At 55.4% G+C, this 14,761-nt stretch carries 14 protein-coding genes; 8 read left to right on the top strand and 6 right to left on the bottom strand.

What is annotated here, in order from left to right; translation table 11 throughout:
• Window positions 1–128: 128 nt before the first annotated feature.
• On the top strand, window positions 129–1,298 hold the full coding sequence (locus QZQ97_RS01410; RefSeq protein WP_311991914.1) for a M20 aminoacylase family protein: 1,170 nt from the start codon (window positions 129–131) through the stop codon (window positions 1,296–1,298).
• A 38-nt stretch (window positions 1,299–1,336) separates the two neighbouring features.
• Window positions 1,337–2,125, top strand: coding sequence for an ABC transporter substrate-binding protein (locus QZQ97_RS01405; RefSeq protein ID WP_311991913.1), 789 nt, complete (start codon window positions 1,337–1,339; stop codon window positions 2,123–2,125).
• Between the two features lie 97 nt (window positions 2,126–2,222).
• On the opposite strand, the gene tmaR is transcribed toward QZQ97_RS01405, so the two are convergent.
• From tmaR to QZQ97_RS01390, 3 genes are all read right to left on the bottom strand, one after another.
• A complete protein-coding gene (gene tmaR, locus QZQ97_RS01400) occupies window positions 2,223–2,540 on the bottom strand; it encodes a PTS system regulator TmaR (protein ID WP_006318052.1) in 318 nt (105 codons plus the stop codon).
• A gap of 161 nt (window positions 2,541–2,701) precedes the next feature.
• Window positions 2,702–3,769: an FUSC family protein gene (locus tag QZQ97_RS01395; protein ID WP_311991912.1), complete on the bottom strand. Its 1,068-nt coding sequence runs from the start codon at window positions 3,767–3,769 to the stop codon at window positions 2,702–2,704.
• 99 nt (window positions 3,770–3,868) lie between these two features.
• Complete coding sequence (locus QZQ97_RS01390) at window positions 3,869–4,636, bottom strand: N-acetylmuramoyl-L-alanine amidase (RefSeq protein ID WP_311991911.1); 768 nt, start codon at window positions 4,634–4,636, stop codon at window positions 3,869–3,871.
• Between the two features lie 221 nt (window positions 4,637–4,857).
• On the opposite strand from QZQ97_RS01390, the gene QZQ97_RS01385 reads away from it, so the two are divergent.
• The gene (locus tag QZQ97_RS01385) at window positions 4,858–5,604 is read left to right on the top strand and encodes a S24 family peptidase (RefSeq protein ID WP_006326620.1); all 747 of its coding nucleotides are present in this window, start codon (window positions 4,858–4,860) and stop codon (window positions 5,602–5,604) included.
• A gap of 58 nt (window positions 5,605–5,662) precedes the next feature.
• On the opposite strand, the gene QZQ97_RS01380 is transcribed toward QZQ97_RS01385, so the two are convergent.
• Window positions 5,663–6,772 carry an SDR family oxidoreductase gene (locus QZQ97_RS01380; RefSeq protein ID WP_311991909.1) on the bottom strand — a complete coding sequence of 370 codons (1,110 nt, stop codon included), beginning with the start codon at window positions 6,770–6,772 and terminating at the stop codon, window positions 5,663–5,665.
• 257 nt (window positions 6,773–7,029) lie between these two features.
• Here QZQ97_RS01380 and QZQ97_RS01375 point away from each other — a divergent pair, with 257 nt between their 5' ends.
• The 3 genes from QZQ97_RS01375 to sbcB all read left to right on the top strand — a co-directional run bounded on the left by QZQ97_RS01375 (window position 7,030) and on the right by sbcB (window position 9,033).
• Complete coding sequence (locus tag QZQ97_RS01375; protein WP_311991908.1) at window positions 7,030–7,239, top strand: hypothetical protein; 210 nt, start codon at window positions 7,030–7,032, stop codon at window positions 7,237–7,239.
• A gap of 76 nt (window positions 7,240–7,315) precedes the next feature.
• The gene (locus QZQ97_RS01370) at window positions 7,316–7,504 is read left to right on the top strand and encodes a DNA polymerase III subunit theta (RefSeq protein WP_311991907.1); all 189 of its coding nucleotides are present in this window, start codon (window positions 7,316–7,318) and stop codon (window positions 7,502–7,504) included.
• 101 nt (window positions 7,505–7,605) lie between these two features.
• The gene (gene sbcB / locus QZQ97_RS01365) at window positions 7,606–9,033 is read left to right on the top strand and encodes an exodeoxyribonuclease I (RefSeq protein ID WP_311991906.1); all 1,428 of its coding nucleotides are present in this window, start codon (window positions 7,606–7,608) and stop codon (window positions 9,031–9,033) included.
• 52 nt (window positions 9,034–9,085) lie between these two features.
• Here sbcB and QZQ97_RS01360 read toward each other — a convergent pair whose 3' ends face one another.
• Both QZQ97_RS01360 and QZQ97_RS01355 read right to left on the bottom strand, forming a co-directional pair.
• Complete coding sequence (locus tag QZQ97_RS01360) at window positions 9,086–10,453, bottom strand: APC family permease (RefSeq protein ID WP_311991905.1); 1,368 nt, start codon at window positions 10,451–10,453, stop codon at window positions 9,086–9,088.
• 533 nt (window positions 10,454–10,986) lie between these two features.
• On the bottom strand, window positions 10,987–12,405 hold the full coding sequence (locus QZQ97_RS01355) for a glutamine synthetase family protein (RefSeq protein ID WP_311991904.1): 1,419 nt from the start codon (window positions 12,403–12,405) through the stop codon (window positions 10,987–10,989).
• A 394-nt stretch (window positions 12,406–12,799) separates the two neighbouring features.
• Between QZQ97_RS01355 and puuR the strand changes: the two genes are divergently transcribed.
• Together puuR and QZQ97_RS01345 are read left to right on the top strand one after the other, a co-directional pair.
• Window positions 12,800–13,357, top strand: a complete 558-nt coding sequence (puuR, locus tag QZQ97_RS01350; RefSeq protein WP_004946995.1) for an HTH-type transcriptional regulator PuuR — start codon at window positions 12,800–12,802, stop codon at window positions 13,355–13,357.
• Window positions 13,358–13,391: 34 nt separating this feature from the next.
• Entirely contained in the window at window positions 13,392–14,672 is a 1,281-nt protein-coding gene (locus QZQ97_RS01345; RefSeq protein WP_311991903.1) for an NAD(P)/FAD-dependent oxidoreductase, read from the top strand.
• The last annotated feature ends 89 nt before the right edge of the window (window positions 14,673–14,761 follow it).

Here is a 14,761-nt window from a genome sequence, read left to right as displayed (position 1 = left end):
ACAACCAAAGATTGTCAGCATAACCGAACGGCGGCTCCCCGGCAAAAAGGTTGTTTGCTAGTCTCGAAGACACCCTGCTTTACGGCTGTCGACCCGCCGAAAATCGGAAACTCACTCTGGAGACGGCGATGCCAAACCCGCTTGTTTTACCTGAAATAGCTGCTGTTAAGCACGAAATGGTCGCCATTCGCCGCCATATCCACGCTCACCCCGAATTGGGATTCAATGAATTCGCCACCAGCGATCTGGTGGCGAAGCTGCTGACCGAATGGGGGTATCGGGTTACGCGCCACATAGGACAAACCGGCGTTGTCGCCACATTGCAACGCGGCTCGGGGAAATCGCTCGGCTTGCGTGCCGACATGGACGCACTTCCCATTGAAGAAAGCACCGGGCTGCCCTATGCCAGCACCCACAGCGGCGTGATGCACGCCTGCGGGCATGACGGCCATACCACCATGCTGCTGGCGGCCGCGCGCTATCTGGCACAGCATCCTTCGTTTACCGGCACCCTGCACCTGATTTTCCAACCGGCGGAAGAAGGCGGCGGCGGCGCACGCGTGATGATTGAAGACGGGCTGTTCGAGCGCTTCCCTTGTGATGCCGTGTTCGCCATGCATAACGTTCCCGGTTTCCCGGTCGGTCAACTGGGTTTTGCCAGCGGCCCCTTCATGTGCTCGGCCGATACGGTCACCATTACCCTCCACGGCCAGGGCGGTCACGGCGCAGTGCCGCAACACACGGTCGATCCGGTGGTCGTGTGCGCCGCCATAGTGATGAGCCTGCAAACCATCGTCTCGCGCAATATCGACCCGCAGGAGACGGCGATCGTCACGGTTGGCGCGATCCACGCCGGCAAGGCCGCCAATGTGATCCCGGCCAGCGCCCAAATGACGCTAAGCGTGCGCGCGCTGGATGCCGGAGTACGCCAACGGTTGGAAAGCCGCATTACCGCATTGGTCACGGCGCAGGCCGCCAGCTTTGGCGCCACAGCCGACATTGACTACCAGCATGGCTATCCGGTGTTGGTGAATCATGTGGAGGAAACCGAACTGGCGCGCCGCGTGGCACTGGACTGGGCGGGCGAGCCCCAGCTTATCCCGTCACTGCGGCCGTTTACCGCCAGCGAAGATTTTGCCTTTATGTTGGAAAAATGCCCCGGCAGCTATATCTCAATCGGCAACGGGGAAAGTACGCCCGGAAATGCCCTGCATAACGCCGGTTACGATTTTAACGATGAGTGCCTGCCCATCGGCGCCACTTACTGGGTCAAGCTGGTTGAGCGCTTTTTGGCTTAATGTCCTGGCTTAACCGCCACAACGCTGAGGAAAATGAAATGAAGACAACAATGAGTCTGGTTTTAGTCTTGCCACTGGCGTTAAGTTTTGCGGCCTTTGGCGGGGAGTTTAGCGGCAAAGTGATTAAGTTGGGCGTAGATCCGACCTATCCCCCGCTGGAATATAAAACCCCGCAGGGTGCGCTGACCGGTTTCGGCGTCGATATCGCGCAGGCAATGTGCGATCAGATGCAGGCCAAATGCGTTTGGGTCGAGAGCAGTTGGGACGGGATGATCCCCGGGTTGCTGGCGAAAAAGTTTGACGCCATAGCCTCGTCGATGACCATCACGCCGCAACGCCAGACGCAGATTGCGTTTTCAAACAAGGTTTCCAACGCTCCGGCGCGTCTGGTGGCCCGTAAAGGCAGCGATCTGCAGCCCACCGCGGCTTCACTCAAAGGCAAGTCGGTTGGCGTGCAGCAGGGTTCCAGCCAGGAAGCCTACGCCACGGCCCTGTGGCGAACGGCCGGCGTCAACGTGGTGTCCTATCAGAGCCAGCAGGAAGCCAATGAAGATCTGATCAATGGCCGTTTGGATGCTTCGCTGCTGGCCAGCGTCAGCGCCGGCGAGTTCTTCCATACTCCGGCGGGGAAAGACTTTGCGTTTGTCGGCGCCGAACTCAATGACAGCAAGTATTTTGGCATCGGCGACGGTATTGGGCTGCGCAAAGAGGATACCGCACTGCGCGACGCGTTCAATTCTGCGCTGCAAACGATCATTGCCAACGGCACCTACAAGAAAGTGAATGATAAATATTTTGATTTTGACGTCTACGGCGCGGGCCAATAACGCGCAGAAATGGCGCTGGGTGCAGGGTTCGGCGCAATAACAGAGACTGACGGGGAAACTAAAAAGGCCAGGCGAATGCCTGGCCCGATAAAACCGGTTACTTCACTTCGCCCATAGCCTTCAGCTTTTTGGACAAATCGCGGCGCTCTTTAGACAGATCGGCATTTTTGATGATGTAGTCATCAACGCGATCTTCATAGTCGCTGCGCATGTTGGCAATGATGCCCTGAACGTCTTCAATGCTCATGCCAGGCTTGATGTACTCACTCAGGTTGTCGAGCAGCAGCACACGCTTCTGGTTATCACGGACTTTCTTCTCGTTGTCGATAATTTCGCGCTGCAGCTTATTTTTACGGCGGAACATACGCACAAACTCCAGAACGTCCTGGAAACTCGGCTTATTTGCATTATCCATCTTCATACCCTTGCTTTAGTAATACACAGATTCATTTGCTTACGGCCACAATGACACCAAGATACAGGTTTGTGGCGGTCCGGCACAACTCTCATTGCCTTATCTTACCCACTTTAGCGGCCTGACAAAAACCCGAAGCGCCCGCTTCATGATCTGGCCACCTATTCATGCCCGGCGACAGTGCACACCTTGAGCAGATCGCCCAGTTCTTCCAACTGCTGCGTCAGTTCCATGCTCAGCCATACATAGCCGTAAATGGGCGCTTCACCGTGCTGGGCAACGCTGGCCTCCTGCATCAGGGATTTCAGTTCAGCGGCAATCTCGCTTAATTGCCCCACCGCTGCCTGCTGATGATCCTGCGGCCCGTTGCGCATCATTTCCGCCAGCGACTCAAGCGAACGCAGCGTCAACAGCTGCGCGCTGCGCAGCGTTTTGGCATTCAGCATAATAAAATGGGTTTCGCGCGAGGCCCAGTAAGCGTCCGCCAGCAACTCAAGCGTACACACCAGATTGCGGCTCAGCGTCTGCACCGCTTCAAATACCGTTGTGGGGATGCGGGTTTCTTTGCTGCTGGGGGCGATCAAGCCACGCAACCTGACCACCTGGTTCAGCAGATCTTTCAGCTGCGGTTCCAGCCGTGGCCGCTCAATCATGTTCGGCGAGAGATAAGCGCCGTAGATTTTGCCGGCGTTCTGCAGGCAATCCGCCAGTTGCATTCGCCACAGGATATAAGCGCGCTGCGGATAAATGCTGCTGAACAACAGCGCCAACAACGAGCCAAAAATCACGTCGCCGCTGCGCCACAGCGCGGTATGCATATCGCCGGCGCCCGCGCCACAGACTACCGCCAACGTGATGCCCACCAGCAAGGCCATATACGGCCGCTTGCCGAGCGTCAGATAACCGCAAAAAAACATCACCACCCCACACCACGCCAGCATTAGCGGCAGCGAGTAGAGTTCAAGATACAGGGCAATCAGGCCGGAAACCGCGCCAAATACCGTGCCTGCGATGCGTTGCAGCGCCCGCTGCAACACGTTGCCCCAAAACGAAATCGGCCCCATCACCACCACCAGGGTAATGAGCGGCCAGGTGCCTTCCGGCACCTCCAGCAGGCGGATCAGCAGGAAGGTCAGGATAAATGCCAGCCCGATGCGCAAACCATGCACAACGCGGTAATGCCGGTAGGTCAGCCGTTCAAAAGACGATATTTTTCTGTCGAGGCGCACAATGCATCCCGTTACCGATGACGAGGAAGACGCTTAGTTTAGCGGAGGAAAGCGGGTGGAGAAAAGGCGGATGAGGCGTCCCTCACCCGCAGGCAAACCTTAAGCGGCATATTTATCCACCAGCGCGCGCAAAATGGCGGCAGTTTCCACATCCATTACGCCGTCATACTGCTGCGGGCGGAAATGCAGCTGGAAGGCGCGCACCAATTGGCGATAGCCTTCGGCGTTGGTCGCCGCTGAGGTGTCGTAACCGTATTTGGCGAACAACGCCAGCAGTTCTCGCTGGGCGGGAGCGCCCTGGCAGTGATACTCACGCTGGTGGCGCTGTTTAACCGTTTCGTCATACCAGGCGCCAACGCCGGCCTGATACAGCTGATGCCACGGGAATTGCGGGCCGGGATCGCTCTTGCGGCCCGGCGCTATGTCCGAATGCGCCACCACGTTGATCGGCGTGATATCCGGATAGCGCTGCAGAATATTTTGCGCCAGCTGCGTTACCGCCGCGATCTGCTGCGGGTTAAACGGCGGGAAAGTAATGTCTTCGCCATCGCCGCTCGCCAGATTCACGATCTCAATGCCAATCGCCGTATCGTTGAGATTATTGCGGTTGCCCCATTTGCTGACTCCGGCATGCCAGGCCCGTTCATCTTCATCGACCAGGTTGAAAATGCGCACGCCGCTAAAGCCGGCTGCCTGATAGGTTTGATCTTCCGGATCCGGCACCAGGTAATGGGCGCTGACCGATTTACCGGTCAGCGATTGCACCGAATCGGCAAAATTCTGTGCCGTGTAATGCAACACCAGAAAACGCACGCGGTGGCCAAAACCGGCCACCGAACGGTAGCTATTGTAATCAATACTGAACATCGTAGATTCCTTCTTCTCTGTTGGTCTTCATTATCAACTTATCGTCATATAGGGGCCGAACATATTCGCCCAACTAATGCGATCGCTGCCTGCTGCGCCCCTATACTGCCTGTGTGAACCCCGTCCACCCGTTCATATTTAGCTAATTGCTAAATATAACGCAAGCTATTTTTAGCAAAACGGATATTTACCTTTTTGCTAAAGAGTGCGATCATCCGACGATGGAAACCAAAGAAATAAGACGCAATAATTTGCGCGACCTGATGGCCCGCTACGCCCGGCAGGGCGTTAACCAGAATGAGTTTGCGATACTGGTTGAATCCTCCGCGCCGACGCTCAGCCAAATCACCGGTGAAAAGTCCTCCCGTAACCTGGGCGACAATCTCGCCAGGCGGATCGAAGCCAAACTGAACCTGCCCAAGGGTTGGTTCGACGTTTTCCATGAAAAACAGCTGGTGCGTCCTTTCGATAACGTGGCGGCAGAGTCGGATTTTCAACCCGCCCGTCTGAAGCCGGTGGTGTGGGAAGATACCGAACAAGACAAGGAAGAGTTTGTGGAAATTCCCCTGCTGGATATCGATTTCTCAGCCGGTGATGGCTGCTATGAAATCGTCGACCGTGAAGAGTTCTCGCTGATCTTCCGCCGCTATTATCTGCACAAAATGGGGGTGGCGGTGAATGCCGCACGGATCATCCGTATCTCCGGCTCCAGCATGGAGCCACGCCTGCAGGACGGCGACGTGGTAGGTATCAACACGGACGACACCCGCATCCGCGAAGGGAAAACCTACGCTATCCGCCACGGTAACCTGCTGCGGGTGAAGGTCTTGATCGAGCAGCCTGACGGCGGTGTGACCATTCGTTCCCTGAACCGGGAAGAATACCAGGATGAGCACCTGAGTTATGCGCAGCGCAAAGACCAACTGGTGGTGCTGGGCCGCGTTTTCTGGTCGTCTTCATCCTGGTAAGGGCAAGGATATCCCCGTGGATTTCACCGGATAGCCAGGCGAGTAGCCCGCCCTGGCATTATTTGAAATCCACCACCATTTGCTGCTGAATGGACAAACCGCGGGTCGACTGTACGCAGTTACCGATGTAATCGGTAAAGCGTGGCGGTTTGGGCATACCCAGTTTGAGGATTTTGTCGTTGCTGAAACGAACGTTGAGCATGGCAAACGATCCGTACAGACGCATCGCCTTCAACATTAGCCGCTCGTTGCATGGCCCGAAAATATCCTTCAACTGCCTGCGCATCTTCACCAGAACGTCGTAATTGACCTGGGCATAGGCATCGCCGACCGGCGCTTTCTCCAGCGCAACGGCCATAGCGCGATCGATATCTGCAAAACTGACGCTGCACTCTTCACCGGCAGAGATGTGATAAACGTCGTTATCCAGCGTTTCTCTGTTCAGCAGCATCACCATCGCATCGGCACAGTAATCCACCGGGATCACATCAATATTGTCCTGCAACGAACACATAAATTGGCGCAACATCAGCGCCATGCTGAACACCCAAAAAATACTGCTGGAAGGTTGGCAGCCAAGACGGGTATGCCCTACCACAATGGAAGGACGGGCGATCACCAGCGGCAGTTGCGGACAACGTTGACGCATCAACTGTTCAATGGTGGATTTCGAGCGAGTATATTCCACCAGATGTTCGGCGGTTTCTTCAAACTCCGCGCTTTCCGCCACCAGTGAACCCGGCTCCGGCGCACAAGACATTGCGGTGCCCACATGCAGAAAACGTTTTAATCCTTCCACTTGCGCCATTCTCTCGGCAAAGGCCAGCGTTCCTTCAACGTTAACCTTCCAGATAAGCGGATTGTTGCCAAACGAGGCTACGGCAGCGCAATTGATAACGTGCGTTACTTTATTAATGCGTGTGTCCGTTAAAAAATCTTCTGGCTCACTTAAATCGCCCAACAATATATTTTCTATCGTAATTTTAGAAAATAAATCGGCATCAATATTGAATTTTTCCATATTCGTCCGAATACGGTCCAATCCCTGCTGAGCACTTTCAGCACGCACGAGAAAAAGATAGTTAATATCCTGATTTTCATTCAGTAATTTTTCAAGAACTGCACCACCCAGAAAGCCGGTAGCGCCGGTCAACAGTAGCGTTTTCATAATATGTACCCACATTGGCATTGAATGTTGCTGATTGTATGCGGGGATAATTAAACAAATATTAAATGGAACTCAGTGGTACTTATTTATCTTTCCTTAATATTATCTTAAGGAATATTCTGAAACACCACTGCGGTATTTGGTAACACATTCAATAAAAAATGGGCGTATTAAACGCCGTCGTTTATCGACCATTGATACAAGCTCTGATTTAATTTACCGGTCAATGTCATCCTCTTTTATCGTCAGGAGTTTCTATGAGCTATAACCAAAAAGCCTGGTTGAGCATTCTGGTCCTGTGCAGCGTTTTCTGGCTGATGGTGATCGGCAGTATTTTTTCAGTCAATCGAGTCTTCGAACGCCCCCACCAGCAAAGTCTGGAGGCGCTCACGGCGCAAGCCACTCATCGCTATCATGCCAATGCGGCGTCTGACCACAGCCTTCAGGCGCGTTCGCCGGCCTTGTGAGATTCCCCCCTGAATGGGGTAGGGACAAGCGCAGCTAACAATCCTATGATGCCCTTTGGTTCACAGGGAGAAGAATATGGGTCGAAAGCTGGATAGCTTACCGCAGGCGGAACGCGAAAAAATTGAAGCCGATTTACTCGCGCTCAGCGTCATTTATAACGAGCGTTATGGCATTGCTTCCAACGCAATCAGCGCCGAAGAGCAGGTCCCCGAACACCTACGCCCCTACTTTCATCAGCGTCTGAGCTACTACCGCAACGCGTAATCCTTCGCATTTGGGCGATTAACGGTAACGACCGCTTGGCATCGTGCCTCCCGCCGTTACAATAGGGGCCATATTCCCTACGCCAAGTGAGAGATGCGATTTTGAGCAGCAAGGCACCGGCCACATTCTACATCCACGATTACGAGACCTTCGGCAAAAGCCCATCGATGGACCGCCCGGCGCAATTTGCCGGCGTGCGTACCGATATGGATTTCAATATCATCGAAGAGCCGTTGGTCATCTACTGCAAACCGGCCGACGACTACCTGCCCGATCCTGAAGCGGTGATGATCACCGGCATCACACCACAGGTGGCGCTGGCCAAAGGGGTTAACGAAGCCGACTTCGCGCGCCAAATCCATCAGGCGTTCAGCGTGCCGGGCACCTGTATTCTGGGTTACAACAATATCCGTTTCGATGACGAAGTCAGCCGTAATATTTTCTATCGCAGCTTCTATGATCCTTACGCCTACAGTTGGCAAAACGGCAACTCTCGTTGGGATTTGCTTGACGTGATGCGAGCCTGCTATGCGCTGCGTCCGGAAGGTATCGTTTGGCCGGAGAACGAAGACGGGTTCCCCAGCTTCCGCCTGGAACATCTGACTCGCGCCAACGGCGTCGAGCACGAACATGCCCATGATGCCATGTCGGACGTTTACGCCACCATCGCCATGGCCAAGCTCGTGAAGCAGGCGCAACCGCGGCTGTTTGACTTCCTGCTGCAACACCGCAACAAGCACAAGCTGAATGCCTTGATCGATATCGCTGAAATGACGCCGCTGGTACATGTTTCCGGTATGTTCGGCGCAGCGCGCGGCAATACCAGTTGGGTATCGCCGCTGGCCTGGCACCCGGACAACAAGAACGCGGTGATCATGTGCGATTTGGCCGGGGATATGACCCCGTTGCTGACGCTGAGTGCCGACGAACTGCGTGAACGCTTGTATACCCGCCGTGAGGATCTGGCGGCCGGGCAATCCCCGGTGCCGCTCAAGCTGGTGCATATCAATAAATGCCCGGTGCTGGCACCTGCCAAGACGCTGCTGCCGGAAAACGCCGAGCGGCTGGGTATCGACCGCCAGGCCTGCCTGCAAAATTTGCAATTGCTGCGCCAGAATCCGCAAGTCCGCGAGAAAGTGGTCGCGTTGTTCGCCGATGCGGAGCCTTTTAAAGCCGTCGACGATGTGGACGCCAGGCTGTACGACGGTTTCTTCAGCGATGCCGACAAGGCGGCGATGAAGATCATTCAGCAAACCAAACCCCAGAATCTGCCGGCGCTGGATCTGACCTTCAGCGATGGACGCATGAAAGAACTGCTATTCCGCTTCCGCGCCCGCAACTACCCGAATACGCTGGATGACGCCGAGCAGCGCCGCTGGTTGCAACACCGCCAGGAAATGCTGAGCGCCGAACGGGTGCAGAGCTATGTGCTGCAACTGGAGTCGCTGTATAACTTGCACGAGGGCGATAAAGAAAAGACCGCGCTGCTGAAAGCGCTGTTTGAATACGGCAAAGAGTTGGTGGGCTAATAAAAACAACAAAGGGCGCAATGCGCCCTTTTTAATGATGTCCGATTAGGGTTTATGCCACGTCTTCACTGGCCTGCGGCACCGGCAGACGGAAGCTGCGGGTCACGAAAGCTAGATAAATCAGACCAATCGCCGCCCATACCAGCCCCAGCGTCATAGAGCTGGTTTCCAGATTGAGCCATAACGCCCCTACGGTCAGCGCACCCAATACCGGCAGAATCAGGTAGTTGATGGTGTCTTTGACGGTACGGTTCAATTTGTCGCGGATATAGAACTGCGAAATCACCGACAGGTTCACAAAGGTGAACGCCACCAGCGCACCGAAGTTAATCAGCGCCGTCGCCGTCACCAGGTCAAATGACACTGCAGACAGCGCTATCGCGCCAACCAGCAACACGTTCAGCGCCGGGGTACGCCATTTCGGGTGTACATAACCGAAGAAACGCTCCGGGAATACGCCGTCGCGGCCCATCACATACATCAGGCGTGAAACACCGGCGTGCGACGCCATGCCTGAAGCCAGTACGGTCACGCAGGAGAACACCAGGATCACGGACTGGAAGAACTTGCCGGCCACGTACAGCATGATTTCCGGCTGCGACGCGTCAGGATCTTTGAAACGCGAGATATCCGGGAAATACAGCTGCACGAAGTAAGACACCACAATGAAGATGATGCCGCCGATCAACGCCGTCAGGAAGATGGCTTTCGGGATCACTTTCTCTGCGTCTTTGGTTTCTTCAGACAGCGAGCTGATGCCGTCAAACCCGAGGAACGAGAAGCACAGAATGGTCGCACCGGTAATCATCGGCACCACGTGCGCATTCTCAGACCAGAACGGACGGCTGCTGATCAACGTGCCCGCGCCTTCACCGTGGGAAATACCGTTCACCACCAGGCAAAGGAACACGATCATGATCGCCACCTGCACGACCACGATGATGGAGTTCAGGTTCGCTACCAGCTTAATGCCGCGCAGGTTGAAAAGGGTCATCAGCGCGACCAGCGCCGCCACGAAAATCCATGAAGGCACGCCCGGGAAGATGGCTTCCAGGTAAATTTTGGCCAGCAGAATGTTGATCATCGGCATGAACAGGTAGTCCAGCAACGACGACCAACCCACCATAAAGCCGACGTGCGGGCTGATGGCTTTTTGGGCATAGGTATAGGCAGAACCGGCAGACGGGAATTTCCGCACCAGTTTGCCGTAGCTCAATGCGGTAAACAGGACCGCCAGAAGAGCAAAGGCGTACGCAGTGGCGACGTGACCATCGGTCAGGCCGGATACGATGCCGAAGGTATCGAAGATGGTCATTGGCTGCAGGTAAGCCAGCCCCATCATCACTACCGGAACTAAAGTCAGGGTTTTACGCAGTTGCGCGCGTTGGGCTGGAGCAGCGCTGATGATGTTATCGGACATGACGCAGCCCCCCCTTACCTTCTGCCTTGCGGAGCGTAGACACGCCAAGACTTAAGGTTGCGGGGAAACTTCGCAACGTGCGACTGAATTCAAAAAGAAGGGGATTGGAAGCTGGATAACGGGTCAAGGTGGCCTTGACTGCTCCATAATCGCTGCGACCGCAGCGGAAACCGGCGGGCACCGGCGCTAAAGTGAAAAATTGCCCCATCTTTCTTATCCTCATGAGTCACGACCATAAAGTTTTGTTTGATCGCGCACGAAACTATTTATCTATCCGGATCGGTGTCCGGCCTCGCTTGGTGTATGAAACGCACAGTTGTTAGAACACAAATGCAAAAAAAATAACCGACGCTTTAAAACGTCGGCTATCTGCATTAACTATATTTTGCACCAGAAAGCAGCCGGATGACAAGATCCTGAAACCTTCTTAAACAAATTCTTTTGGCGATCATGCGGAAAACCCGCCTGCAAGGCGAATTATTCCGCTATCAATCCGCTTATCGGCAGAAGATTAACATTCAGTTTACCCAGCCTCAGGCGTTTTTCAACATCCAGTCAATCTCGGTTTCCGTCACCAGCCGCTCAAACTGCATCAGCTCATCCATCTTGCAAGCATGGTAAACCTGCGCAAAGCGCTCGCCCAGATACTGCGTCAGCTCATGCTGATGTTCAAATTCATACAACGCATCGCTTTGGCGGATCGGGAACGGCAGCCCTTCCTGCTCCAGCCCGTTGCCGGTCACCGGCTCAGGCAGCGGCAGTTCGTTGTCCAACCCATACAAAATCCCGGCCAGGATCGCCGCCACCACCAGATAGGGATTGGCATCGGCACCGGCGACGCGGTATTCCACCCGATGATTCTCCGGCTCGCTGCAGGGAATGCGCAGCGCGACGGTGCGGTTATTGTGCCCCCAGGAAGCCTGCGTAGGTACATACATCCCCGGTTGGAAACGGCGGAAAGCGTTAATATTGGGTGCCAGCAACGCCATGGAGGCCGGCATTAGGGTGATCATTCCCGCCAGCGCACGGTGCAACAGCGGCGAGTCTTCGCCATCCTCATCCGTGAACAGATTCTTGCCGTCGCCGTCCAGCATGCTGATATGCACGTGCATGCCGCTACCGGCGTATTCCTCATAGGGTTTCGCCATAAAGGTCGCGTGCAGATGATGATTTTCCGCCACCAGCCGCACCAGGCGTTTCAACGACAACGCGTGATCGCAGGCCAGCAGCACGTTATCGGTATGGTTCAGGTTCACCTCGAACTGGCCGGGTGACGCCTCCGCCACCGCGCCGTCCGCCGGCAACCCCTGCATCTGCGCCAGGGTGTCGATATCGTTCAGCACCTCCGCGAAATGATTCAGGTTATCCAGCGAGTAGACCTGGCTTTGCATGTTTCGCTCCTGGGTGCCGGGCGAACAAGGGGGCTGCAAATAACCTTCAGAGTCTCGCTGTCGATCAATGAGATAGAACTCCAACTCTACCGCTACCACCGGGAACATGCCGCGCTGGCGCAACGCCTGCCACACTCGATTCAGGACATTACGGGGTTCAACGTCAAAGGGAGTACCATCTTCATCCAACATGGTCAGCAATACCTGACCGATATTGTCCGGGTCCGCCGCCGACGGAGTCAGCGATCCGGCTACCGGCATGCACACGCGATCCGGCTCACCCAGTTCCTGACCCAGGCCCGCCTCTTCCACCACATTGCCCAAAATATCCATAGCAAATACCGAGGCGGGGAAATAACAGCCTTTTTCCAATTTTTTCAGTCCGGAGACGGGAATACGTTTACCGCGGAAGGAACCATTCAGGTCTGTGAGAAGAATATCGATATACTGCGTTGAGGGGTGGCGTTCCAGATAGTGAGCAACCTCACGTTGGAACGCGCTACTTCGCCTCTCTTCATTATGCTGTGCAAAATTTTCAACTGCTGCGATATTGGTTTGCATACATCACCCGCCATTATGCTCTAAGGACGCTTGCGCATCCGCCTGCCGATCGGTTCAACACATGGTCTGATTTCTCTGTAGACTGCGCCCTGACTGGCGCTCAAAATAACATCCATAATATGAAACATAGCCTTAACACAAATGGTTTGCAAATGTTACAATCCCGTTTGATTATTCGCCACCGGCTGCTAAATTGATAAAATATTGACCGAAAAGGCGTTAGCTGCCTTTTAACATACAGAATTTCGTCCGCCAGAACGGGGGAGACGATGGGCAATATATTTTCCAAAGCCACCTTAACTACCGATATCATGCTGTGCCGATATCCCCCAGACAGGCGCCCGACTCTACCGTCCATTTCTGCCTGTCGCCCCTACCAGAAGGAAGTACCGCTATGAGCGAAGTCAGCTTGGCGCCGGGTAAGCGCCTGTCACAGATCCGTCTGCAATTGGGTTTGTCGCAGCGCCGGGTCGCCGAACTGTCCGGGTTAACCCACAGCGCAATCAGCACCATCGAACAGGACAAGGTCAGTCCGGCCATCAGTACGCTGCAAAAGCTGCTGAAGGTGTATGGGCTGTCGCTGTCCGCCTTTTTTGCCGAACCGGAAGCCGCCGACGAGCCCAAAGTGGTGATCGAGGCGGAGGATCTGATCGAAATCGGTAGCCAGGGCGTGTCGATGAAGCTGGTGCACAACGGTAATCCGGCGCGCAATCTGGCAATGATGCTGGAAACCTATCAACCCGGCACCACCACCGGTGAGAAGATCAAACATCAGGGCGAGGAGATCGGCACGCTGCTGGAAGGCGAAATAATGCTGACCATCAATGGTCAGACTTACTGCCTGACCGCCGGCCAGAGTTACGCCATCAACACCGGCATTCCCCACAGCTTCAGCAATACGTCGGCGCGCGTCTGCCGAATCGTCAGCGCGCATACGCCCACCACCTTCTGACCGATTTTGGCGGAGAAGTTATGACGGATAAGTTATGACGGAACATGTTGCCAGCTATTATGCCGCCACCGCCAATCCGTTCGCGCCCTACCCGGCGCTGAACGAAGATATCCGCTGCGACGTCTGCATCGTTGGCGGCGGTTTTACCGGCCTGTCGTCGGCGTTGCATCTGGTTGAGGCCGGTTTTGATGTGGTGGTGCTGGAGGCCGCTCGCGTCGGTTGGGGCGCCAGCGGCCGCAACGGCGGCCAGGTGGTCAACTCCTACAGTCGCGATATCGATGTGATCGAGGCGCGTTACGGCGCCGATACCGCCGCCATGCTTGGCGGCATGATGTTCGAAGGCGCAGAGATTATCCGCAGCCGCATCGAACAATACGCCATCGCCTGCGACTACCGTCCCGGCGGCATCTTCGCCGCGCTGAACCCTAAACAACTGCGTACGTTGGAGCACCAGCAAGCCAACTGGCGGCGCTATGGCAATGCACAGCTGGAACTGCTGGACCAACAGGCCATCCGACGCGAGATAGCCAGCGATCGCTACCTGGGCGGTTTGTTGGACCGTAACGGGGGCCACTTGCACCCGCTCAATCTGGCATTGGGCGAAGCCGACGCGATACGCCGTCACGGCGGGCGATTGTACGAACAGTCGGCGGCCACGCGCATTGACTATCGCCAACCGGCCCGAGTACACACGGCACAGGGTTCGGTTACCGCCGGTTTCGTGATTATTGCCGGTAATGCCTATCTGGGCGACAAACTGGAGCCGCGTCTCAGCCGGCTGAGCATGCCGTGCGGCTCGCAAATTCTCACCACCGAACCGCTGTCAAAAGACATGGCGCTGTCGTTGCTGCCCAATAATTTTTGCGTCGAAGACTGCAATTACCTGCTCGATTACTTTCGCCTGACCGCCGATAACCGGCTGCTGTACGGCGGTGGCGTGGTTTACGGCGCGCGCGATCCGGCCGATATCGATCCCTTGATCCTGCCCAAGCTATTAAAAACCTTTCCGCAATTGAAACAGGTGCATATCGATTACCGCTGGAGCGGCAATTTCCTGCTGACGCTGTCGCGCATGCCGCAGTTCGGCCGGCTGGAGAATAACGTCTATTACATGCAGGGCGACAGCGGCCATGGCGTCACCTGCACCCATCTGGCGGGCAAGCTGATCGCCGAAGTGCTGCGCGGCGATGCCGAGCGTTTTGACGCCTTCGCCCGGCTGCCGCACCTGCCCTTTTTCGGCGGACGTCAGTTCCGCGTTCCCTTCACCGCCCTTGGCGCGGCGTACTACGCTTTGCGCGATCGGTTAGGTTTCTAAAGGCATTCCGCCCTTTGGCCCGCCAGGAATTTTTTCGTCTCAGTTATGCCATTTAGTTTGTTGCCAAAATCGCAATCTGTGTTACAAAA

This window comes from Serratia sp. root2, assembly GCF_031931805.1.
GTDB lineage: Bacteria > Pseudomonadota > Gammaproteobacteria > Enterobacterales > Enterobacteriaceae > Serratia > Serratia inhibens.
This window is presented reverse-complemented; position numbering and strand designations above follow the sequence as displayed.